The sequence below is a fragment of the Streptomyces sp. MBT65 genome (assembly GCF_016612545.1).
GTDB lineage: Bacteria > Actinomycetota > Actinomycetes > Streptomycetales > Streptomycetaceae > Streptomyces.
This window is the reverse complement of record NZ_JAENRY010000132.1, coordinates 1-22,354: the sequence shown is the minus strand read 5'-3', so window position 1 is coordinate 22,354 and position 22,354 is coordinate 1. Positions and strand designations below refer to the sequence as shown.

Sequence of the window (22,354 nt, the reverse complement as noted above, 5' to 3'; positions counted from 1 at the left end):
CGAGTGACGACGGGGGCCCAATAGGGATCAGGGATTCGCGGAGGATCGGGAACTGTGGGCACCAGGGGCAAGAGAAGGCGCGTACCCGAGCGGCGGAAGGCAAGACCCGCCGTGGTCGGGGGCGCGATCGCCGTGGCCGTCGTCGGGGCGGGCGTAGGGGCTTACGTGCTGTACGACGGCGGGGCGTCCGCCGAGGCGCGCACGTCGAACACCGCGGACCACAAGGCCGTCAAGACGGGCCCGTTGTCGGCGACCGAGGTCCAGACGACCGCGAAGCGGTACCTGGCCGACTGGCAGCAGGGCAAGGTCGCCCAGGCCGCCGCCGTGACCGACAAGTCCACGGCGGCCGCGGCCCTGCTCACCGGCTACACGAAGAACGCCCACATGAAGGGCATCACCGTCACCGAGGGCGCCCGCACGGGCACCAAGATCCCCTTCTCCGTGAAGTGCACGGTGTCGTACAAGGGCATCAACAAGGCCATGACGTACGCCACTTCACTCACCGTCGTGCGCAGCGCGAAGGACGGCAAGCCCTACGTCCAGTGGCACGCCTCCGTCGTCCACCCGGACCTCGCGGACGGCGACACCCTGGTGACGGGCGAGTCCGGCACCCCGCCGATCAAGGCCTACGACCGGGACGGCGGCGAGCTGACGACGGCCAAGTACCCGTCCCTGGGGCCGGTGTTGGACGGGCTGCGGGAGAAGTTCGGCAAGAAGGCGGGCGGCAAGGCGGGCATCGAGCTGCGGGTGGTCCGCGGCAAGACGTCCAAGGAGTCCGACAAGACCCTCGTCGAGCTGAGCAAGGGCACCCCGGGCAAGGTGAAGACGACGCTCAGCCCCACCCTCCAGGCGGCGGCCGAGACGCAGGTGAGCAAGCAGAAGAACTCCTCGGTCGTGATGACGCGCGCGTCGACCGGCGAGATCCTGGCCGTCGCGAACGCCTCGCACGGCTTCAACGTGGCCTTCCAGGGCTCCCTGGCCCCCGGTTCCACGATGAAGATCGTGACGTCGACGATGCTCTTCGAGAAGAACCTGATCACCCCGGACGCGTCCCACCCCTGCCCCAAGACGTACAAGCTCGCGGGCTGGACCTTCCACAACGACGACGACTCGGAGATCAAGAAGGGCACGTTCAAGATGGCCTTCGGGGCCTCCTGCAACAACGCCTTCATCAACTTCGCGCCCAAGCTGTCCAACAGCGACCTGACGACGGAGGCCCAGCAGGTCTACGGCCTCGGCATGAACAACTGGGCCATCGGCGTCCCCACCTTCGACGGCTCGGTCCCGGTGCAGAGCGGCGCGCAGATGGGCGCCTCGCTGATCGGCCAGGGCGGGGTCCGGATGAACCCGCTGAACATGGCGTCGGTCGCCGCCACGGTCGACACGGGCACCTTCCACCAGCCCTACCTGGTCTCCCCGACGGTCGACAACCGCACGCTCGCGAAGGCCTCGCGCACGATGTCGTCGACGACGCAGTCGGAGCTGAAGGAGGTCATGAAGTACACGGCGGACTACGGCACGGCCGCGCAGGCCATGTCCGGCCTCGGCCCCGACTACGGCGCGAAGACCGGCTCGGCGGAGGTCGACGGCCAGAAGAAGCCCAACGGCTGGTTCACCGCGTACAAGGGCGACCTCGTCGCCGCGGGTGTAGTCCAGGCCGGCGGACACGGCGGCTCCACGGCGGGCCCGATCGTGGCGGCCCTGCTGAAGCTGGGCAGCAGCCTCGGGGGCTGAACACCAAGAGGTTCAGGTCCCGAGGGGGCGTACCCGCTGACGCTCAGGTGCCGACGGGTTCGCCGGCCATATAGGTCCGCCGCAGGAACCGCAGGATCGTCTTCGTCTCGAACTGGACGACGGAGACGCCCTGTTCGGAGTGGAACTCGACCACGGCCTGCACCCGTCCGCACGGCCACACCCGCACCTCGCCGCTGCCGGCCGGGGCCCGCAGCCCCTCTTCCAGCAGCTCCCGCTCGAAGGTCCATTCATGCGGTCCGGGCAGGTCGATACGGACGGCTCGCGGATCGGAGTCGGGGTCGTACCGCAGGACGACGGGGACGGCGTCGCCGTCCAGCCGGTCCACGTCCTCGTCGGTGACGATATGGGCTCGCGCGTACTGTTCGACTACGGACATCGGGCGGCCCCTTACGCTGAGTGACCTGTGTGAAAGCTATGCATCCGCTTCCACTACCCCAATGTCGCATATTTTCCCGGGAGCGCCCTCCGGGGCGACAGATCTCACATCTCGATCCGACAGCTTCTCGCTCTTGCAAAGCAGTCGCAATAACCATCTAAAATCATCCCGTGCATGTCCCTGACGGATTCATAGACGCCCCCGTGTCCGCCGCGACCGGAGTGGTCGCGGCCGCCGCCATCGCCGTGAGCCTGCGCGGCGCGCGCCGCGAACTCGACGAGCGCACGGCACCGCTCGCGGGCCTGGTCGCCGCCTTCATCTTCGCCGTCCAGATGCTCAACTTCCCCGTCGCGGCCGGCACCAGCGGCCACCTCCTGGGCGGAGCGCTGGCCGCGATCCTGGTCGGCCCCTACACAGGCGTCCTCTGCGTCTCCGTCGTGCTTCTCATGCAGGGCATCCTGTTCGCGGACGGCGGGCTGACCGCGCTCGGCGTGAACATCACCGACATGGCGATCACGACGACGGTCGTGGCGTACGCCGTCTTCCGCGGCCTGGTGAAGATCCTCCCGCGAAGCCGCCGCTCGATCACCTTCGCGTCCTTCACCGCGGCCCTGCTCTCGGTCCCCGCCGCCGCCCTCGTCTTCACCCTCCTCTACGCCCTCGGCGGCACCACCGACGTCTCCATCGGCAAGGTCGCCACCGCGATGATCGGCGTGCACGTCCTCATCGGCGTCGGCGAGGCGGCGATCACCGCGCTGACGGTCGGCGCGGTGATCGCCGTACGCCCGGATCTGGTGTACGGCGCGCGAGGTCTGGAGCAGCGGCTGAAGCTGCGGGTGAACGGCGAACTCGTGGACGCCGCGCCCCAGTTGAGCCCCGTGGCCGCCACCGCGCGTACCTCGCACCGCAAGGTGTGGATCACCGGCCTGGTCGCGTCCCTCCTCCTCGCCGGTTTCGTCAGCTTCTACGCCTCCTCGAACCCCGACGGCCTGGAGAAGGTCGCCGCCGACCAGGGCATCGACCAGAAGGCGAAGGAGCACGCCAACGCGGACTCCCCGCTCGCCGACTACGGCGTGCGCGACGTCGAGGACGCCCGGCTCTCCGGGGGCCTGGCGGGCGTGATCGGCGTGGGCGTCACGGTCGTCGCGGGCACGGGCGTCTTCTGGGCGGTCCGCAAGCGCCGCAACACGTCCTCCCAGGCGGCCTGAGATGGGCGCGGGCCACGCGCACCGCCTCTACCGGCACGGCCACTCCCCCGTCCACACGCTGCCCCCGCACACCAAACTGGCCGCGGTCTTCGCGTTCGTGGTGGTCGTGGTGTCGACCCCGCGCGAGGCGATGTGGGCGTTCGCCGTGTACGCGGTACTGCTGGGGCTGGTGGCCCGCGCGGCCCGTGTGCCCGCCGCCTTCCTGCTCCGCCGTCTGCTGATCGAGGTGCCCTTCGTCGCGTTCGCGGTGCTGATGCCGTTCGTGGCGGAGGGCGAGCAAGTGACGTTCCTGGGAATGGAGTTGAGCGTGAACGGCCTCTGGGGCGCGTGGAACGTCCTCGCGAAGGGCACGCTCGGCGTGGCCGCCTCCGTTCTCCTCGCCGCCACCACCGAACTCCGCGAACTCCTCCTGGGACTACAGCGGTTGAAGCTCCCGCCGCTCCTCGTGCAGATCGCGTCCTTCATGATCCGCTACGGCGATGTCATCACGGACGAGATGCGGCGGATGCGGATCGCCCGCGAGTCACGGGGTTTCGAGGCCCGGGGCATCCGGCACTGGGGGGTGCTCGCGAAGTCGGCGGGCGCGCTGTTCATCCGCTCCTACGAACGCGGGGAGCGGGTCCATCTGGCCATGGTGAGCCGGGGTTACACGGGTTCCATGCCGGTGATCGACGAGGTGACCGCGTCCCGTGCGCAGTGGTCGTCCGCACTCGCACTGCCCTGTACCGCCCTTGTCGTATGCCTGTTGGGATGGACGCTGTGACCGATTCGCTCTCGCTGGAGGTCTCCGGGCTGGCCTTCGCCTATCCCGACGGCCATCAGGCCCTGTTCGGAGTCGACTTCACCGTCGCGCGCGGCGAACGGGTCGCGCTGCTCGGCCCGAACGGCGCCGGCAAGACCACCCTCGTCCTGCACCTGAACGGCATCCTCACGGGCGGCGCCGGAACGGTGACGGTGGCCGGACTCCCGGTCGGCAAGCGGCACATGGCGGAGATCAGGCGCCGGGTCGGGATCGTCTTCCAGGACCCGGACGACCAACTCTTCATGCCGACGGTCCGCGAGGACGTGGCGTTCGGCCCGGCGGCGGCCGGGATGAAGGGCGCCGAGCTGGAGCAACGGGTGCGTACGGCACTGGAGTCGGTCGGCATGGCGGACTTCGCGGACCGTCCCCCGCACCACCTCTCCTTCGGGCAACGGCGCAGGGTCGCCGTGGCCACGGTGCTGGCGATGGAACCGGAGATCCTCGTCCTCGACGAGCCCTCCTCGAACCTCGACCCCGCCTCGCGCCGCGAACTGGCCGACATCCTGCGGTCGTTGGACGTGACCGTCCTCATGGTCACGCACGACCTGCCGTACGCACTGGAGTTGTGCCCGCGCGCGCTGATCCTCAGCGAGGGCGTGATCGCGGCGGACGGCAAGACCGGTGAACTCCTCTCCGACGAAGCCCTGATGCGGGCCCACCGTCTGGAGTTGCCCTTCGGGTTCGACCCCAAGTCCGTGACAATGGGCGCGTGACGAACGAGGACCATGAGGACCGTACGGATGCCGGGTCGCTGCTCCTCGACGAGCAGTTGTGCTTCGCGCTGTACGCGGCCCAGCGGGCGCTGACGGCCGCGTACCGCCCCCTCCTGGAGGAGTTGGAGCTGACCTACCCGCAGTACCTCGTCCTCCTCGTCCTGTGGGAGCGCGGCGAGACCCCGATCAAGGACCTCACGAACGCGCTGCGGCTCGACTACGGCACGGTGTCGCCGCTGCTGAAACGTCTGGAGGCGGCGGGGCTCGTCCACCGGGAGCGCGCGGCGCACGACGAGCGCTCGGTCCTGGTCGTGTGCACGGAGCGCGGCCGGGCGCTCAGGGAGCGGGCGACCTCCGTCCCCGGCGCGCTGCTCGCGGCGACGGAGCTGGAACTGCCGGAGGTGGCCCGGCTGCGCGGGGAGCTGTGGCGGCTGGCGGAGCGCGCGGAGGCGGCGGCGGAACGGGCCCGCTGACCTCGGGTTACCGGCGGTTGCCACCCCCTGGTGGCCATGGGCGCCCTACCGGTCAGTATCTTGTGCACGATGTAGTTGCACACTCTTGTGTTTCCGTCCTGTGTTTCCGTTCCGGGGGAGGTCCCGCCATGACCGACGACGACGCTGCCACCGCCGTCGACACCCGCCCGACGAAGATCATGTACGTCGCCGAGGCCACCGCCCACGGCGGCCGGGACGGCTTCGTCAGCAGCCAGGACGGCCAGCTCGCCCTCCAGGTCGCGATGCCCCCGGCACTGGGCGGCGACGGCAACGGCACCAACCCCGAGCAGCTCTTCGCGGCCGGCTACAGCTCCTGCTTCCACAACGCGCTGGTCCTGGTCGGCCGTAGGGCCGGCTTCGACCTGACCGGTTCCACGGTCGCCGCGAAGGTCGGCATCGGCCCCAACAAGCAGCGCGGCTACGGCCTCGCGGTCGCCCTGAGCGTGTCCCTGCCGATCCTCGACCCGGGCATCGCGGCGAAGCTGGTGGACGCGGCGCACGAGGTCTGCCCGTACTCGAACGCGACGCGCGGGAACATCGACGTGACGATCCTGCTTGGTTGAGACAGGGGTCGCACGGCGGAACGAGGAGCGCGGACGTGGACGTGAACGGTGTGGTGGCCGAGGGCTTCGAGCCGGTCAGGGACGCGTTCGTGGGGAACTTCGAGGCGCGCGGGGACCGGGGCGCGGCCGTGACGGTGTACCGCGACGGGCACCGGGTCGTGGACCTGTGGGCGGGCACCAAGGACGTCGACGGCACCGCGCCCTGGCAGCGGGACACGGCCCAGATCGTCCGCTCGGCGACGAAGGGCGTGGCCGCCGCGGCGCTGCTCCTGCTCACGCAGCGCGGGGAGCTGGACCTGGACGCTCCGGTCGGCGAGTACTGGCCCGAGTACAAGGCGGCCGGCAAGGAGCGGACCCTGGTGTGGCAGCTGCTGGCGCATCGCGCGGGTGTGCCGGTGCTGGACCACCCGCTGACCCCGGTGCAGGCCGCCGATCCGGTGCAGGGCGCGGCGGCGGTGGCGGCGCAGGCGCCGGTGTGGGAGCCGGGCACGGACCACGGGTACCACGCGCAGACGTACAGCTGGCTGACCGGTGAACTCGTCCGCCGGGTGACGGGCCGGTCGATCGGCGAGTGGATCGCGGACGAGATCGCGGGACCGGTCGGGGCGGATCTGTGGGTGGGCCTGCCTGCCGGTGAGGCCGCTCGGGTGGGCCGGGTGGCACAGTCGGAGGGACCGGCGGCGGACGCGGGGACCCTCCGCGTACGCCCCAAGCGGTCGGTCTCCGAGGCGTACGCGAACCCCGACTCCCTCACCCGGCGCGCGTTCGGGGCGATCACGCCGATGCCGGACGAGAACGACCCGGCGTACCGGGCCGCCGTACTCCCCGCGTCGAACGGCATCGCGACGGCGGACGGACTGGCCCGTTTCTACGCGTCCCTGATCGGCGAAGTGGACGGCGGGACACGGCTGTTCACCCCGGAGACGGTCGAGCGGGCCCGCACGGAACGCTCGTCGGGCCCGGACCGCGTCCTGGTGGTGGGCACCCGTTTCGGCCTGGGTTACATGCTGCACGGCAGCGCGTCCCCGCTCCTCTCGGAGGGCTCCTTCGGGCACCCGGGCCGGGGCGGCGCACTGGGCTTCGCGGACCCCGCCTCGGGCATCGCGTTCGGGTATGTGACGAATTCGTTCCGCAAGAGCGTGACGGCTGATCCACGAGCGCAGGCGCTGGTCAGAGCGGTGCGCACCGCCCTGTCGTAGCGCACTGGTACGGCTGCGGCCGTCGGCGCCACGGCCGGCGTTCACGACCGTGGGGCAACAATGGGGTATGCGCTGCTGCATCTCGGCTCCCCTCGCGGCCCTCGCCGCGCTACCGACTCCCTACGACGTCCTGCGCTCCGGCGCGCTCCTCGCCCCGGCGCTGGTGCGTGCCGCCCAGGTCCGTACCGCGCGCGGCGGCTACCGCCAACTGGCCGCCGTACACCTGGAGTTGGTCACCCTCACCGAGGACAGCGCGATCATCACCTGGCACACCCGGATACCCGGCACGGACGACGGCTTCGGCCACCCCATTCCTGTGGCCACCGAGGGCGAGGTCGTCTACGGCACCCACCCGGCCCGGCTCAACCGCGTCGCGGCCGAGGACCGGCCCACCGCGCACCACCAGGTGGAGCTGACCGGCCTGGAGCCCGGGCAGACGTACTACTACCGGGCACGCTCCCGGGGCGTGACCGCCGTGCCGACACCGTTGCAGCACGTGCGCGGGAACGCCGTCGGCACCTCGCGACACGGCCTCGGCTCGCTGACCGGCACGTACTCCTTCACCACACCCCAGCCCCCGCCCGGCAGGCACCTGCTCTCCATCGCCCTCTGCAACGACCTGCACCTCGGCGAGACCACCGCGGGCCGCATGGCGGGCTTCCCCCTGCTGCGCGGGGTGTCACAGGCGGCGGGCCTCGCCGCCTATCCGGAGATCATGACCCGGGCCCTGGTCGAGGAGGCCAAGCTGCGCGGGGCGGACGTGCTGCTCGCCGCCGGGGACATCTCCGCGGGCGGGTCGCCGGCGGACCTGGCGGAGGCCAGGCGCATCCTGGACGGCTTCGGCACGCTGGGGCGGGACTACCTCGTCGTACGCGGCAACCACGACCGGGCCGGGAGTTCCGCCGACACGTTCCGGGCGGGGTTCGGTGAAGGCTTCGGCGGTGGGCCCGGGTACTTCGCCCACGACCTCGGCGGGCTGCGGATCATCGGGCTCGACACGTACGCCAAGACCGGCAACGGGGGTGACGCGGGTGGGCTCGGTGAGGAGCAGCTGTCCTGGTTCCGGTCCCGGCTCAGGGCCGAACCGGACCGGCCGACCGTCGTCTTCGGCCACCATCCGCTGACGGTACGGGACTCCGTGTTCCCGGTGACCCGGGGCCAGCAACTGGACCGCCGGCAGGCGCGCGCGATCGTCGACGCGTATGCCTCGGCGCCGGGGGTCTTCCTGCACCACGCGGGGCACACCCACCGCAACAAGCGGACGCCGCTGGTGCGGGCGCCGCACGTCGTCCAGCAGGAGGTGACCGCCGCGAAGGACTATCCCGGCGGTTTTCTGCTGCTGCGCGTCCACTCCGGGGGGTATGCCCTCAACCACTACAAGGCCGGTGGTATCGAGGCGCGGGAGTGGGGCGAGCGGTCTCGGCGGGTGGCCGGGGGGTTGTGGCCGCATCATGCGCTGGGGCGGTCGGCGACGGATCGCAACAGCGTCAGAGCGCATGACCTGTCCGGTGTCGGCTCGCTGGGGGTGTCCGTCGGCTGAGGACGGAATGGGCGGAGTGTTCGGGAGGTTGCCCGTCCATGACCCTCACGAACGACGCCGCCGACGGGCGCACCATCACCAACCCGCCCGCGCTCCACGACCCGACCCCCTTCGGCTACAGCCACGCCGTGTCGGCGCCCGGTGAACTCGTCTTCATCGCCGGCCAGTACGCGTCCGACGAGACGGGCGCACCGGTGCCGGGCGACTTCGCCGCACAGGTGGACGTGGCCTTCGCCCGACTCCGGTCGGCCCTGGCCGGAGTGGGCCTCGGCTTCGAACACGTGGTCCGGCTGGGCACGTTCGTCGTCGACCACGACCTCACCAAACTGGAGACCCTGGGCAAGGCGCTGCACACGCACTTCGGGGACCGTCTGCCGGCCCAGACGCTGAGCGGGGTCGCGTCGCTCGCGCTGCCCAGGATGCTGTTCGAGGTGGACGCGGTGGCGGTACGCCCCTGACCGGCGGTGGCGCCGGTCAGGGACCGTTGACGCGTGGGCGCTCCGGTCAGCCGTCGGACTCCGGCGACGGGAGGTAGGCGCCCGGTACGTCGTCCGGCGCGTAGAGCTTGCTGTCGCCGGGGTAGGGCTTGGTCCAGTTGTGGGTCTGGTACCAGGTGTAGCGGTTCATCTGGGTGGGGTTGGCGTAGTCGGGCACGGCGTGCGGGCCGGTCAGCCGCTGGTGGGACGCCCAGGTCTTCCACTGGGCCGCGAGCGCCTGCTCGGCGGGCGGCACGGAGACCGTCGTGGGCGCGGCCGCCGCCCTGGTGTCCTGGGCCGCCGGGGTGTCCGAGCCGCAGGACGGCTGGGGGCTCACGCCGAGGGTCAGGGAGGTGCGGTTGGGGACCGCCGTGAACGGGGTGGTGTCGGCCTTGCTCGTGAACGCGCCGTACATCGGGGTGGCCGCGCTGTCGAGCTGGTTCATCGGGTGGATGCCGAGGATCTGCTCGATCGTGCGGACCATGGTGATCTGCGAGTAGTAGTGGTCGTCGACCGTGTCGTGCTCGGCGTACGGGCTGATGACCTGGACCGGGGCGCGGTGGCCGTCGACATGGTCGAGGCCGGCCTGGGAGTCGTCCTCGACGACGAAGATCGCCGAGTCCTTCCAGTACTTGCTGTGGGTGATCGTGTCGACCATCCTGCCGACCGCGAGGTCGTTGTCGGCGACCTCGGCGGCGGCGTTGGCCGGGCCGCCGGTGTGGTCGTTGGAGTACCAGAACATGTTCAGGTTCGCCGGACCGTTCTTCTCGAAGTCCTGCTGCCAGATCTGCTCTTTGTAGATGTCCGGGACGTCGAGGTCGAACAGCGGGAACCCTTGCACCGACACGTTGTTGAGGGAGGGGATCGCCGAGCCCGTCTTGATGGGGTAAGCGGTCTGGGCCCCGGTCGCGGCCATGTTCTTGCTGTCGCAGTACAGGTTCTGCCAGCTCGCGCCGCCCGGCTTGGTCTCCAGCGACTGGAACTCGCCGAAGTCCTTGACCGTCTTCCCGGCCGCCTGCGCGCCGGTCCAGATGAACCCGGTCTTCTGGTGGCCGAGGACGTCGTTCTCGGTGTCGTAGCTGCGCGTGTACTCGCCCGCCGAGGACTCGGTGTACTCCGGGTTGTCCGACTGCATCAGCCAGTTGTGGCCCTCGGCGGAGTTGGTGCCGATGTCGTAGAAGTTGTCGTAGAGCCCGAACTGCTCGGCCAGCGCGTGCTGGTTGGGCGTCACGTTCTCGCCGAACTGGGTGAGCGAGGCGTTGCCGTCGCCCTGCGAGAGGTCGCCGAAGACCTGGTCGTAGGTGCGGTTCTCCTTGACGAGCAGGAAGACGTGCTTGATCGTCGAGGGGTCGCCGAGCCGGGCGGGGACCGGGACGGCCTTCGCGTGGCTCTTGCCGTCGGCCTTGGTGACCGAGCCGGGCGTCCAGCCGTTCTGCTTGAAGACCTTGGCCGTCTGCGCCCTGACGACGAGGTCGCTGGGCAGCGTGAACTGCGTCAGGCTCGACGTCGTGTCGTGGGTGTTGTGACCGGCGGCGTCGGGGCGGAGGGCGTCCACGCCACGGGTGTTGGCGACGACGATCTTCTTGCCGATGGCCGTGATCCCCGAGGGGAAGTAGTCGGTGGGGAGCAGGCCGACGTAACGGGCGGGCTGCTGCGGGGAGTTGTAGCGGTAGACGGCGACGGCGTTGGCGCGGCCGAGCGTGACCAGCAGCCGGCCGTCGTCGGTGAGCGTCACCGCGTTCGGCTCGTAGCCGACGGACGCCTCGGGCCACGGCTGGGTGGCGATGGTCTGGACGACCTTGTCCTTGCGGGTGTCGATGACCGAGACGCTGTTGTCGGCTGTGTTGGTGACGAACACCGCGCCCTTCTTGGCGTACACGGCGGTCGGGTGCAGTCCTACGGCGATGGTGCCGACGGCGGCGGACGGGTCGGCGGTGTCGATGACGCTGACCGTGCCGGTGGTGCTGGCGCCCGTCTTCGGGTTCGCGGGCACGTCGGTGCCGTAGGAGTTGATGGTGGTGTCGCCGGCCTTCGCCGGGCGCCCACCCTCATTGCTGACGTACAACGTGCCGCCGACGAGGGCGATTCCGCGCGGGGCGGTGCCAACTGCCCAGGTCTGCTTGATGGTTCCGGTGGCCGTGTCGATGGCGACGACCTTGTTCTGGCCGTTGACCGCGGAGTAGACGGTGGAGCCGTCGGCGGAGAACACGGCCGCGCCCACGAGGGCCTGCTTGGCGCCGTCGGCCGCGATCGGGACGGCGGTGGGGCTCGCGAGGGTGCCGTCGGCGTTGACGGTGAACTTGGTGTAGCCGTTGGCCTGTCCCAGCCACAGCTGCTTGCCGTCGGGCGAGTAGGTCGGGCCTTCCTGGCCGACGGCGCCGCTGCTGATGCGCAGGTCGTCCGCCGTGCTGGTGCCGATCTTCTGCATGATCCGACCGGTGGCCAGGTCCATGACCACCAGAGAGGCGTCGCCGTCGGCGATCGAGGCGGCGAGACGGGTGCCGTCCGGGCTGACCGTGGACGACATGATCTTGCCGTCGTTGATGACGGTACGGCTGCCGTACGGCTTGATGTACTGGTCGCTGGAGATGACCTGGCCGTTGGCGGTGGTCTGGCCGACCTGTTGGGTGCCGAACTGGTATGTCGAGGCGACCGCCGTGCCCGTGACGCCGAGGGCGACGGCGATACCCGTCGTCACGAGCAGTGCCCGGCGGCCGACGTGTCTGCCGAAGAGGGTGACCTGGTTTTTCTCGTTGATCCGACGCCGGCGCGTTACCTGCACGGAACTGCTCCCTTCAGTGGGTGTCGAGCAGTTCGACGTTGCCGTCGAACTGCCACAGCGGATTCGGGGCATCGCCGGTCGAAGTCCGCACCAGGAAGTAGCCGTTGACTTCCTTGGGACCGTCGCCGTCCGCCACGAACCGCCCGTCCGAGGTGATGTCGAGCTGGTAGATCGCCGACCCGGTGACCGCGACCCCGGGGAGATGCCAGCTCACGACACAGCGCCAGTCGTTGCCCGCGCCCTCCTGGGCGGCCTGGCCGTCGCTCTTGGTGCACGCCGCCGAGGTCCGCAGCTGGGCCTCGGTGACGGCGGGCCGGTGGAGCTGCTCGGTCTGGAGGCGGTAGAGGTGCGCGAACACGGTGGCCAGGGACTTCTGCACTTTCCCCTGCTCGATCCCAGAGCCCGTCGACGGAGTCGCCACCGCGACCGCCCCCACCGTGACGGCGGTCAGCGCGGCCAGCGGCAGCACGCCGAAGGTGAACGCGCGGCGCCCGGAGCCGTCGTAGGCCGGGTTGGTGAAGTCCCGTCGTACGAACAGGAGATGGGCCAGTGCGGTCGCGAGGACGGCCCACGCCAGGCTGACCGCGACGGCGATCAGGAGCGGGGCGAGCTGGGCCGGGCTGGTGAACAGGCCGTTCCAGGAGATGAAGGCGTACCCGGGCAGCGCGAGGCGCACGGCGACGGGCAGCGGCAGCATCTGGGCGACCTGCATCGCGAGCGCGACCAGCACGGGCAGCAGCAGTCCCATCGAGGACCGCCCCAGCGCGACCGACCCGAGGAGGCCGATCGCGGCGAGGGCCAGGGTCGGGGCGAGGGCTGCGGTCCAGGAGAGCAGGACCGCGCCCGCCGCGTCCCCGGGTGTCAGCAGATGCCCGTCCAGTCCCACCAGCGGCTGGTTGCCGACGGCCAGGAGGCCGCCGACCGTGCTGGAGACGGCCAGCCCCGCCACCAGCGCCAGGATGACGGTGACGCTGGCCAGCGACTTCGCCACGAAGATCCGCGCGGGCGAGCGGACCGCCACCAGCAGATGCCGCCAGGTGCCGAGCCGGTCCTCGGCGGCGAACACGTCGCCGGCGACGAGCGAGGTCAGCAGCGGGAGCGCCCAACTCCCCGCGAAACCCAGCATGACGAGCGGCCCGGCCCACCCCGTGGCGTGCATCCAGCGCCCGAAGAGCGTGTCCGAGGGAAGCGTGCTCTGCCCGCTCACCCCGGCGACGAAGAGCGCGGGCGCGACCCAACAGGCGAGCACCAGCAGGCGGATGCGCCACTGGGAGACCAGCTTGACGAGTTCGAAGCGGTAGCCGCGCGCGACGGAGACGCGGGGGGCTGTGACGGTCCGTTCGGCCACGGCGGTCGCGGTCATCGGCCGGCCTCCTGATCGGTGAGCGCGAGGAACGCGGCCTCCAACGGCGATACCACGGGGGCGAGTTCGCGCACCGCGATGCCCGACCGCACGAGCCCGGCCACCAGTTCGTCGAGGGCGGGGGTCAGGGCGCGTACGACGAACACGTCGGAGTCCTGCCGTACGGCGGCACTGTCGTCGCCGATCCGGACGCCGGCCGTGTCGGCGGCGAGCCGACGCGCGGCCTCCGGGTCGGACGTCCTTACCCGGTACTCGAGTTCACGGCTCTCGGCAGCCAGCTTGCTCAACGGCCCGGTGAAGACGACCCGTCCGGTGGCGAGGATGGTGACCTCGGAGCAGAGCGCCTCCAGGTCGTCCATACGGTGGCTGGAGAGCACCACACTGGTTCCCTCGGCGGCGAGTCTGTTGAGCACCCCGTGCACATGTCTCTTGCCCGCCGGATCAAGGCCGTTGGACGGTTCGTCGAGGACGAGGAGGCGGGGCCTGGTGAGCAACGCGGCGGCGAGCCCGAGCCGTTGCCGCATGCCGAGGGAGAACCCGCGGGTCCGGTCGTCGGCGACATCCGTGAGCCCGACCTCGCCGAGCACGTCGTCGATTCCGGCCGTCCGTGCGTCGTGGCCGCGCAGGGCGGCCAGCGCGGCGAGGTTCTGCCGGGCGGTGAGCGAGGGGTAGAGACCGGGCCCGTCCACGAACCCGGCGACGCCGTCGGGGGCGGCGAACGCCCGCCCGACCCGCGTGCCCAGGATCTCCAGGCGCCCGCTGTCGGCGACGGCCAGGCCCAGCAGCAGACCGAGCAGGGTGGTCTTGCCGGCCCCGTTCGGCCCGACCAGGCCATGGATCTGACCTTGTGTCACATCCAGGTCGACACCGTCGAGCGCGACGACCTCGCCGAAGCACTTGGTGATCCCGCCGGCCCGAACCGCGTGGAGTGTCTCCATGAGCCCCTTCCCTCCTGAATCCTCAGGGACCTTAGGGGCACCACACATCACAGACACAGGCGGCCGTCTGAACGCCCATGGAACGGATCGTCAAGTCGTCGGCAAGCCGGGTGAAGGAACGGTCAACTGCCTGCGTCAGGCGGGCACGACGTCAGAGATCAGCGCGCGGACACGTGCCTCGATCGCGTCCCGGATCGGGCGTACGGCCGCGACGCCCTGCCCCGCGGGGTCGTCGAGCCGCCAGTCGAGGTACCGCTTGCCGGGGAAGACGGGGCAGGCGTCGCCGCACCCCATGGTGATCACGACGTCGGACGCCTGGACGGCCTCCACGGTGAGGACCTTCGGAACCTCGGCGGCGATGTCGACACCGACCTCGCGCATCGCTTCGACGACGGCCGGATTGACGGCGTCGGCGGGAGCCGAGCCGGCGGAGCGGACCTCGACGCGGTCGCCCGCGAGGTGGGTGAGGAAAGCGGCGGCCATCTGGGAGCGGCCGGCGTTGTGGACACAGACGAACAGCACGGAGGGTCGGGTGGGGGACGTATGCATGGCGGACGACTCTCTCGGGGCGTGATCAGGAACTGACGGGCTGGGGCTGGGACTTGGGGGACTGGGGTTCGGCCGGCCGGCCGGGGTGCTGCTCTCGTGCCGGGCCGTGGACGAGGACCACGACCCCGAACCCGAGGGCACCGCCGAGCAGTTGGGCGGCGATGAACGGGCCGACGGAGGCGGGCGCGATCCCGGCGAAGGTGTCGGTGAAGGCCCGCCCGATGGTCACCGCGGGGTTCGCGAACGAGGTGGAGGAGGTGAACCAGTAGGCGGCACCGATGTACGAGGCCACGGCCGCCGGGGCGAGCGCGACCCGGCCGACCCGCCCCAACCCGAGCACCACCAGAACCAACCCACCCGTGGCGACGACCTCCCCCAGCCACAGATGCCCCGCGAAACGATCGTGCGCGGAGAACTTCACCAGCGGTTCGCCGAACATCGCGTCGGCGAGAACCGCGCCGCCGACCGCCCCCACGATCTGGGCGGGTACGTACGCGGCGAGGTCCCGCAGCGTGAACCCTCCGGGGGTCCGACGTTCGCCGAACCAGACGGCGATGGTGACGACCGGGTTGAAGTGCGCGCCGGAGACCGGCCCGAACACGGCGATGAGCACGCCCAGGCCGAACACGGTGGCGAGGGAGTTGGCGAGCAGCCGTACACCGGCATCGGGCGAGAGGTCGGTGGCCTGAATACCGGACCCGACGACCACCGCCACCAGCAGTCCGGTGCCGATCGCCTCCGTGGCGACCCGGCGAGCGAGCGGAGCGTTCACGTGCGGGCACCGGCCGGTTCCGGGGTGGTCAGGAACGCGGCGAGCCGCTCCAGCACACCGGGCAGCACCCAGTAGTACACCCAGGTCCCGCGCCGCTCGCAGTCGATGAGGCCGGCCTGGCGCAGCAGCTTGAGGTGATGGGAGATCGTCGGCTGGGAGAGCTCGAAGGCGGGCGTCAGCTCACACACACAGACCTCACCACCGTCACCCCGCGAGGCGATCATCGAGATCAGCCGCAGCCGAACCGGGTCACCGAGGGCCTTGAAGACCTTCGCGAGATCAACGGCCTGCTCCTCGTCGAGCGGCGCGGCACCCAGCCCGGGACAGCAATCGGCATCCTGCCCGATCACCACAAGCTCTTGTTTCGACATTCTTCTATGTTGACGTTCTTCGATACAGAGCGCAAGGTGGCAGCAACCACCTGGTTGCGGCAGACACCTGGGAGCGACTCATGAGCGAACAGTCCACAGACCTGCGCGAGACCGTCCGTCTGCGGTACGCGGCGGCAGCCGTGAAGGTCACCGAAGGCGGCACGGCCTGCTGCGGACCGCGGCCGGTCGAGATCGACGAGGAGAACTTCGGCTCGACCCTGTACGCGGCCGAGGAGCGCGCCGCGCTGCCCACGGAGGCGGTCGCGGCCTCTCTGGGCTGCGGCAACCCGACCGCCGTCGCGGAACTGCGCGAGGGCGAACGCGTCCTCGACCTCGGCTCCGGCGGCGGCATCGACGTCCTGCTCTCCGCCCGCCGCGTCGGCCCCACCGGCAAGGCGTACGGCCTGGACATGACCGAGGAGATGCTCGCCCTCGCCCTGGCCAACGCGGCCCGGGCGGGCGCCACGAACGTGGAGTTCCTCAAGGGCACCATCGAGGCGGTCCCGCTGCCCGCGAACACCGTCGACGTCGTGATCTCCAACTGCGTGATCAACCTGTCCACCGACAAGCCGACCGTCTTCACCGAGACCTTCCGCGTCCTGCGCCCCGGCGGCCGGATCGGCATCTCCGACGTGGTCGCCGACGACACCCTCACCCCCACCCAGCGTGCCGAGCGCGGAGACTACGTCGGCTGCATCGCCGGAGCTCTGTCCTTCACCGAATACCGCCAGGGCCTGGAGGCGGCCGGCTTCACACACATCGAGATCACCCCGACCCACTCGGTCGCGGACGGCATGCACTCGGCGGTCATCCGCGCGGACAAGCCCACGGCAGCGTCCTGACCGGCGCGCAGCATGAGCCCGATGCCGACGACCAGCAGTCCGGCCGCCGCGATGCGCGGGCTCCGAAGCGTTCCTTGAAGAAGACGGCTCCGATGGCCGCGCCGACGATGATCGACGCGTCACCCGGCGCGGCGACGGACAGGATGCTCGCGGAGTGGGCGATCAGCCGATGTAGTAGCCCTCGATGTCGGCGACCACGTTCACGGTGCCGCTGCTGTTGTAGATGTCGATCGAACCGTCGGAACCGACCGGGACCAGGGCCAGGTTGGCGCGGGTGGCGCCGGTGGCGAGGTTCAGGGTGGAGCTGGCGGGCAGGGTCGATCCGTCGGCGTAGGCCGAGAGCCAGGTGCTCGTGGTGGGCTTGACGCCGGTCAGGTTCACCAGCACCGCCTTCACTCCGGCCGGGATGCCGCCGTGCCCCGCCACCTTGACGCTGAGCTTGGACTTGGCGCCGAGTGTGCCCTGGGCGGCGCCGGTGCCGTTGCGGGTGTCCAGCACCCGGGTCGGCGAGATCGGGAAGTAGGGCGAGCCCAGGGCGCCCGGGGACGTCGTCGGGTCGGAGACGACATAGCCCTCGACGTCGGCGATCAGATCGACGCTGCCGGTGCGGTTGTAGAACTGGACCTGTCCGTTGCTGACCGGCGCGACGACCAGGTTGGCGCTGGTCTGTCCGGCCGCGAAGTCCAGTACGGAAGTGGTGGGGACATCGCCGGAGCTCGGCTCCAGGGCGACCCAGCTGGACGCGGTGGCACCGGTCTCGGTGACGTTGAGCAGAACGGCGGAGGCGTTGCCGGCACCACCGGCCGGCAGGGTGAGCGTGACCAGCCCGCCCGGCCCGGCTTTGCCCTTGGCGGTGCCGATCCCCGTGCGGGTGTCCAGCACCCGGGTCGGGCCGCTCACCTGGACGAAGCCCGTCCCGCCCAACGTGGCCGCGGTGGTGCTGTAGTAGCCCTCGACGTCACCCACCAGGTCGATGCTGCCCGCGTTGTTGTAGAGGTCGACGTAGCCGTCGGGGGCGACCGGCACGGTGACCATGTTCGGCGTGACCTGACCGGGGCCCAGGTTCAGGTTGGAGGCGGTCGGCCGGGTGGTGCCGTCGGGGTAGGCGGTGATCACGGTGCCGGCGGAGGCGTTGACGCCGGTCAGGTTGAGGGCGACCGCGGTGACCCCGGTGGCGGGGATGCCGTTGACGCCCGCGACCTTGAGTCGCAGCACCGCGCCCGGGCCCACCTTCGCCTTGGCTGCGCCGGTGCCGTTGCGGGTGTCCAGGACGCGGGTCGGCCCGAAGGGTACGAGTGCGCTGCCGACGGTGACCTGCCGGGTGGTCGTGGCGGTGTTCCCGCCGTCGTCCTTGACGGTCAGGGTGGCGGTGTAGGTGCCGGGCTTGGCGTAGGTGTGACCACCGAAGCCGCTGGTGCCGAGGTCCGCGGCCGGGGTGCCGTCTCCGTAGTCGACGCCGTAGTCGGCGATGCTCCAGTCGTCGGTGGTCCCGGAGGCGTCCGCCCGGACGGTGAGACTGCTGGACGGACGGGCCTGTCCGAGCGACAGGACGGGCACCAGCGGAGCTTCGGCGGCGACGGTGACGGAGGCCTTCTTGCTGCCGACGACAGAGGTCCCGTCAGCGGTGGTGACGGTGACCGTCACGGTGTACGAGCCGATCGCGGCGTAGGCGTGGGCGACGCTGGGGGTGGCGGACACCACCGGGGTGCTGCCGTCCCCGAAGTCGAAGGTGTAGCTGGTGATCCCGGTCTTCCAGGGGTTGGTCTCGTCCGCCGTGATCGTCTCGGACAGCGGGGCCGGACCCTTCGTGACGGAGACGGCCGCCGCCACCTGGTAGGGGTCCTGGTATTCGACCGCGCCACGGTCGTAGTAGCCGGCGCCAGTGCCGGTGTCGGCCACGAGCGGGTCGTCCACGCGGGGTTTGCCGTTGAAGTCGGTGCTGAGCGCGTTCGGTGCGCCGGCGTCGGCGGAGTCGATGAGCGGGGTGACGTTCAGGCTGGTCGTGCCGGCGGCCACCGCGACGTACAGCTCATGCTTGCCCTGGCCGGTCGCAGCCTGCAGATCGGCGGCGGTGGCATAGGTCTGGCCGCCCCAGCTGTAGAGCGCGCCGCCGGACTCGGACTCGAAGACGTTGTAGTCATAGATGGTCGCGCTGGTCGATCCGGAGGACACCACCACCGGCGTGCTGGTGCCGTAGGTCGCGCAGCCGCCCGAGGTTCCGAGGAAGAAGGCGTTGTTCTCGACCGTCGAACCGGAGGAGGCACCGGTGAGCGAGACAGCGGTGTTGCAACCGCCGTTGTCGGTGAAGGTGTTGCCGACCACGACCGTGCCGGGCGCGCCTGCGGCGTTCACGGGCGTGTTCTTCCCGTAGGAGAACTTGTTGCCGGTGATGACGGTCCCGGCGGCCCCCGCCGCGATGTCCACGGCGTCCTCGCCCGGTCTGGTGTACAGCTCGTCCCGGCTCAGCGTGACCGTGCTGCTCTGCCCGTCGATGCCTACCAGCGCAGTCGCATAAGCACTTTGGAGCTGGTCCCCGTCGAGCGTGATGTCGCTGGCCCCTTCGACCGCCACGACCGGTGCCTGGACGTTTGTCCCGATGGCGAATCCGTGCACCGCCACGTCGTGCACGTGGTCGAAGGTGAGCCCTGGGCCGGAGCCGGACGGGGGCGTGACGATCGAGGTGACCACCTTGCTCGTGCCGGTGGTGATGGTGAGGGGAGCACTGGCGGTACCCGAGGTCTTCACATCGAGAGGCCCGAAGTTCCCCCTGACCACCATGACCGTGTCACCTGGCCGCGCGGTGTCGACGGCGGTCTGCAGCGAGCAGTAGGGCTGGGCCTGCGAGCCCGCGTCGGCTGCGCTGTCGGAGCAGTTCGACGTCGAGATGTTGTTCACGTACAGCGTGCTGCCATCCGCGCGGGCGGCGGACGGAGTCAGCGCCAGGCCCGCGCCGAGAAGGCCGACTACGACCGCGAAGGCCCCGATCGAACGTGGCGGCACTGTTCCCCCAGTTTTCACATGATGTTGCTGGCAATCCTGTCCGGTCGCCGAGGGGTTGACCAGATTCCGAGAGTATGGAGATCACCAAGACATCGGCCTGTGTGCACGGGTGCTCGGCACGGTGGCCCGGTTCAGGGGTGACAGCTGCCGGCAGCGAGAATCCACACATCACAACGACAAAGTCGAGGGAGGACCCGTGGCCAGACCGGTCCCACGTCATGCCACAGCCCTGTACGCGATATCCGCGACCAGCGCCGTCATAGGCGCGCTGCTGTGGGTACGCAGCCAGACCAGCACGCTCCCCACCCTGCACTCCTCTTCCTACGGGTCCTTCCTGGCAGCCGATGCGTACACGTCGTCGGACTGGCGGGTGTGGTCACCGGCAGTCCCCGATGAACGCCTTGGTCTGTATCTCATCGCGGCCGGGCTGGTGCTGGCTGTGGTGACGCGCCTGGTCTCTCGCCGGCGTCACTGAGCAGGTCCCGACATGGATCAGGAGCGGGTAGTTGAAGCGTTTCGTCTGGAGGCGACGCAGCTCGCGCAGGCGATGACCGGGGTCTCGGCGAGCGAGTGGTGTCTGCCGACCCGGTGTGCACCGTGGAAAGTGAGCGACTTGCTGGCTCACGTCCGGGTGGTGATCGCCTGGCTGCCGGGCATGCTGGCCGCGTCGGCACCGACCCGTGTCGAGGTCTCCGCAGCGGAGTACTACCGGCCCGACGACCGTTTCACCCCGGACACCAACGCAGCTCGGATCGCTCTGGCCCAACATCATGCGGCCGAACAGCTCAGCGGTGCCGCACTCGTTGACGACTTCAACGCCACTTGGCAACAAGTGGACCGACTGTGCCGGGCCGAACCCGAGGGACGTGTGGTGCGCACCCGGCACGGCGACCCCATGCTCCTGTCGGAGTTCCTGCTGACGCGCGTGGTCGAGGTCGCCGTGCACGGCCTGGACCTGGCCGACGCCCTGGGACGCGAGCCGTGGCTGACTCCCGAGGCCGCGGATCTGGTGCAGGGGCTTCTGCTCGGCCCAGACGGAACGACCGCGCTGGAGAAGCTGGGTTGGGGTCAGCTGCATTTCCTGCGCAAGGCGACAGGACGCGAGCCGATCACCAGTGCCGAAGCGTTGGACGTCAACCGTTTGGGCATCCGATGGCTCACGCTGGGGTGAGAACGTCCCAACTGACGCCGGCGAAGCAGTGGGTCTCCATCGCGCTCTCACGGCGCGTGACGAGTCCGGGGCGTACGGAAATACCTCATCAAGCCCCCTGAGCGGCGAAGTTATTACCGCATGAGCAGGACTTGACCGACGACTCGCGCAGGGCGGCGATGGGGGCGAGTTCGGCGCGGGTCTGGGCCCACAGGACGAGGCCGTACGCGATCACGGACAGGGCGGCACCGAGGAAGCCGACGGCGGCGAACAGCCGTAGCGTGGTGAGGAATTGGCCTCGCCAGCGGTGCAGTGCGTACGCCGGAATGACCAGTCCCTCGATCGCCATCAGCCAGGCGATGTACCCGAGCGAGGACCCCGAGGCGCGCACGCCCAGTCCGTCGACGACGGTGTACGCGGCGATCGACACACCCGTCGCCAACGCGGCCCCGATCGCGGGCCAGTTGGGCCGCCGCCCGCGCATTCCCCACAGGGCGACGCCGGTCAGGCCCGCGCACGACAGGGCGATGCCGGCGGCGGCCCAGGCGTTGGGTACCTCGTGGGCGAAGACGGCGGCGAGGGCGGTCACCACGAGGGGTGCGGTGCCGCGTGCGACGGGGTACGCCTGCCCGAAATCCCCCAGCCGGAAGGACTTCATCAGCAGCACGAAGTACACGACGTGAATGACACCCGACACGATCAGATACGGCCATGCCTCAGCCGCCGGGAACGCGGCGAACGGCACCATCGCCAACCCGATCAGAGATCCGCCGCCCGCGATCAGCGTGAAGCCGATGAGCTTGTCCGTGATGCGGTGGGCGAGGGCGTTCCAACTGGCCTAGGTGACCGCTGCGAGCAGGACGGCAGTGGCGACCGCCGGAGTCACGAGGACTGCTCGCGCACATCCACCAAGGTGGCACCTGCGTGCGCCACGAGTTCCTTTGGTTCCATGGGAAACACGGCGTGCGGATTGCCTGCGGCGGCCCATACGACGTCATGCGCGAGGAGTGACCTGTCAGCGAGCACGCGGGTCTTCGTACGGTGGCCGAAGGGCGGCACGCCTCCGATGGCGTACCCGGTTGTCTCCCGTACGACGTCTGCCTTGGCCCGGGTGACCTTCTCGACGCCGAGTTCCTGCCGGACGAGTTCCAGGTCCACGCGCGACGCCCCGTCCATCAGCACCAGTACCGGGATCCCGTCCGCCGCGAAGATCAACGACTTGCAGATCTCGCTCAACTCGCACCCGATCGCTGCGGCGGCCTCGGCTGCGGTGCGGGTGGCGTCCGGGAAACGCCGGATGCTGCTGAGCAACTCCCCGAGGCCCAACTCCCTTAGGGCTTCGGCGAATCGGGGGTTGGCGCCGGAGTTGTCGTTCTCGGTGTTGTTCGTGGTCATGGGGGCACGGTAGTGGTGGGTGTACTGGGCCTGCGACTGAGTTGTGACCGTTGGGCCACTCGCTTC

At 70.2% G+C, this 22,354-nt stretch carries 21 protein-coding genes and 2 pseudogenes; 12 read left to right on the top strand and 11 right to left on the bottom strand.

Features of this window, described 5'->3' with window-relative positions; genetic code table 11:
• Nucleotides 1–54 precede the first annotated feature (54 nt).
• Nucleotides 55–1,734 (top strand): penicillin-binding transpeptidase domain-containing protein, encoded by a 1,680-nt coding sequence (locus JHN63_RS27705; protein ID WP_200685586.1) that lies wholly within the window; start codon nucleotides 55–57, stop codon nucleotides 1,732–1,734.
• A gap of 43 nt (nucleotides 1,735–1,777) precedes the next feature.
• On the opposite strand, the gene JHN63_RS27700 is transcribed toward JHN63_RS27705, so the two are convergent.
• Nucleotides 1,778–2,131, bottom strand: a complete 354-nt coding sequence (locus JHN63_RS27700; RefSeq protein WP_200685584.1) for an SsgA family sporulation/cell division regulator — start codon at nucleotides 2,129–2,131, stop codon at nucleotides 1,778–1,780.
• Nucleotides 2,132–2,301: 170 nt separating this feature from the next.
• Here JHN63_RS27700 and JHN63_RS27695 point away from each other — a divergent pair, with 170 nt between their 5' ends.
• The 8 genes from JHN63_RS27695 to JHN63_RS27660 all read left to right on the top strand — a co-directional run bounded on the left by JHN63_RS27695 (nucleotide 2,302) and on the right by JHN63_RS27660 (nucleotide 9,108).
• Nucleotides 2,302–3,339 carry an energy-coupling factor ABC transporter permease gene (locus JHN63_RS27695; protein ID WP_200685582.1) on the top strand — a complete coding sequence of 346 codons (1,038 nt, stop codon included), beginning with the start codon at nucleotides 2,302–2,304 and terminating at the stop codon, nucleotides 3,337–3,339.
• Nucleotide 3,340: 1 nt separating this feature from the next.
• Complete coding sequence (gene cbiQ / locus JHN63_RS27690) at nucleotides 3,341–4,102, top strand: cobalt ECF transporter T component CbiQ (RefSeq protein WP_200685580.1); 762 nt, start codon at nucleotides 3,341–3,343, stop codon at nucleotides 4,100–4,102.
• Nucleotides 4,090–4,854, top strand: coding sequence for an energy-coupling factor ABC transporter ATP-binding protein (locus tag JHN63_RS27685; RefSeq protein ID WP_200685577.1), 765 nt, complete (start codon nucleotides 4,090–4,092; stop codon nucleotides 4,852–4,854). Before cbiQ ends, JHN63_RS27685 begins: the two co-directional genes overlap by 13 nt.
• On the top strand, nucleotides 4,851–5,327 hold the full coding sequence (locus JHN63_RS27680) for a MarR family transcriptional regulator (protein WP_200685575.1): 477 nt from the start codon (nucleotides 4,851–4,853) through the stop codon (nucleotides 5,325–5,327). The genes JHN63_RS27685 and JHN63_RS27680 overlap by 4 nt, the downstream gene beginning before the upstream one ends.
• Nucleotides 5,328–5,455: 128 nt before the next feature.
• Entirely contained in the window at nucleotides 5,456–5,911 is a 456-nt protein-coding gene (locus tag JHN63_RS27675; protein ID WP_200685573.1) for an organic hydroperoxide resistance protein, read from the top strand.
• 35 nt (nucleotides 5,912–5,946) lie between these two features.
• Nucleotides 5,947–7,110, top strand: a complete 1,164-nt coding sequence (locus JHN63_RS27670) for a serine hydrolase domain-containing protein (protein ID WP_200685571.1) — start codon at nucleotides 5,947–5,949, stop codon at nucleotides 7,108–7,110.
• A gap of 67 nt (nucleotides 7,111–7,177) precedes the next feature.
• Nucleotides 7,178–8,650 carry a metallophosphoesterase family protein gene (locus JHN63_RS27665; protein ID WP_200685569.1) on the top strand — a complete coding sequence of 491 codons (1,473 nt, stop codon included), beginning with the start codon at nucleotides 7,178–7,180 and terminating at the stop codon, nucleotides 8,648–8,650.
• 38 nt (nucleotides 8,651–8,688) lie between these two features.
• The gene (locus JHN63_RS27660) at nucleotides 8,689–9,108 is read left to right on the top strand and encodes a RidA family protein (protein WP_200685567.1); all 420 of its coding nucleotides are present in this window, start codon (nucleotides 8,689–8,691) and stop codon (nucleotides 9,106–9,108) included.
• A 46-nt stretch (nucleotides 9,109–9,154) separates the two neighbouring features.
• Here the strand turns inward: JHN63_RS27660 and JHN63_RS27655 are convergent, their stop codons facing one another.
• From JHN63_RS27655 to JHN63_RS27630, 6 genes are all read right to left on the bottom strand, one after another.
• Nucleotides 9,155–11,908: an alkaline phosphatase family protein gene (locus tag JHN63_RS27655; RefSeq protein ID WP_200685565.1), complete on the bottom strand. Its 2,754-nt coding sequence runs from the start codon at nucleotides 11,906–11,908 to the stop codon at nucleotides 9,155–9,157.
• Nucleotides 11,909–11,921: 13 nt separating this feature from the next.
• On the bottom strand, nucleotides 11,922–13,271 hold the full coding sequence (locus tag JHN63_RS27650; RefSeq protein WP_200685563.1) for an ABC transporter permease: 1,350 nt from the start codon (nucleotides 13,269–13,271) through the stop codon (nucleotides 11,922–11,924).
• The gene (locus JHN63_RS27645; RefSeq protein ID WP_200685561.1) at nucleotides 13,268–14,209 is read right to left on the bottom strand and encodes an ABC transporter ATP-binding protein; all 942 of its coding nucleotides are present in this window, start codon (nucleotides 14,207–14,209) and stop codon (nucleotides 13,268–13,270) included. The genes JHN63_RS27650 and JHN63_RS27645 overlap by 4 nt, the downstream gene beginning before the upstream one ends.
• A 135-nt stretch (nucleotides 14,210–14,344) precedes the next feature.
• Nucleotides 14,345–14,758 (bottom strand): arsenate reductase ArsC, encoded by a 414-nt coding sequence (locus JHN63_RS27640; RefSeq protein ID WP_200685559.1) that lies wholly within the window; start codon nucleotides 14,756–14,758, stop codon nucleotides 14,345–14,347.
• Between the two features lie 25 nt (nucleotides 14,759–14,783).
• Nucleotides 14,784–15,530 (bottom strand): aquaporin, encoded by a 747-nt coding sequence (locus tag JHN63_RS27635; protein ID WP_200685557.1) that lies wholly within the window; start codon nucleotides 15,528–15,530, stop codon nucleotides 14,784–14,786.
• Nucleotides 15,527–15,901: a helix-turn-helix transcriptional regulator gene (locus JHN63_RS27630; protein WP_200685555.1), complete on the bottom strand. Its 375-nt coding sequence runs from the start codon at nucleotides 15,899–15,901 to the stop codon at nucleotides 15,527–15,529. Before JHN63_RS27630 ends, JHN63_RS27635 begins: the two co-directional genes overlap by 4 nt.
• A gap of 80 nt (nucleotides 15,902–15,981) precedes the next feature.
• Here JHN63_RS27630 and arsM point away from each other — a divergent pair, with 80 nt between their 5' ends.
• Complete coding sequence (gene arsM / locus JHN63_RS27625) at nucleotides 15,982–16,743, top strand: arsenite methyltransferase (RefSeq protein WP_200685553.1); 762 nt, start codon at nucleotides 15,982–15,984, stop codon at nucleotides 16,741–16,743.
• On the opposite strand, the pseudogene JHN63_RS53055 reads toward arsM, so the two are convergent.
• Both JHN63_RS53055 and JHN63_RS27620 read right to left on the bottom strand, forming a co-directional pair.
• Nucleotides 16,743–16,867 (bottom strand): annotated as a pseudogene (locus tag JHN63_RS53055) (EamA family transporter); the annotation flags it as partial. The gene arsM and the pseudogene JHN63_RS53055 overlap by 1 nt on opposite strands.
• A 38-nt stretch (nucleotides 16,868–16,905) precedes the next feature.
• Complete coding sequence (locus JHN63_RS27620; RefSeq protein ID WP_200685551.1) at nucleotides 16,906–19,743, bottom strand: S-layer family protein; 2,838 nt, start codon at nucleotides 19,741–19,743, stop codon at nucleotides 16,906–16,908.
• A 196-nt stretch (nucleotides 19,744–19,939) separates the two neighbouring features.
• Between JHN63_RS27620 and JHN63_RS27615 the strand changes: the two genes are divergently transcribed.
• Nucleotides 19,940–20,218: a hypothetical protein gene (locus JHN63_RS27615; RefSeq protein ID WP_200685549.1), complete on the top strand. Its 279-nt coding sequence runs from the start codon at nucleotides 19,940–19,942 to the stop codon at nucleotides 20,216–20,218.
• 12 nt (nucleotides 20,219–20,230) lie between these two features.
• A complete protein-coding gene (locus JHN63_RS27610; RefSeq protein WP_200685547.1) occupies nucleotides 20,231–20,914 on the top strand; it encodes a maleylpyruvate isomerase N-terminal domain-containing protein in 684 nt (227 codons plus the stop codon).
• Between the two features lie 88 nt (nucleotides 20,915–21,002).
• Here the strand turns inward: JHN63_RS27610 and JHN63_RS27605 are convergent.
• Nucleotides 21,003–21,779: pseudogene (locus JHN63_RS27605) on the bottom strand (EamA family transporter).
• Nucleotides 21,776–22,288, bottom strand: a complete 513-nt coding sequence (locus JHN63_RS27600) for a YbaK/EbsC family protein (RefSeq protein WP_200685544.1) — start codon at nucleotides 22,286–22,288, stop codon at nucleotides 21,776–21,778. The pseudogene JHN63_RS27605 and the gene JHN63_RS27600 overlap by 4 nt, the downstream one beginning before the upstream one ends.
• Nucleotides 22,289–22,354: the final 66 nt, after the last annotated feature.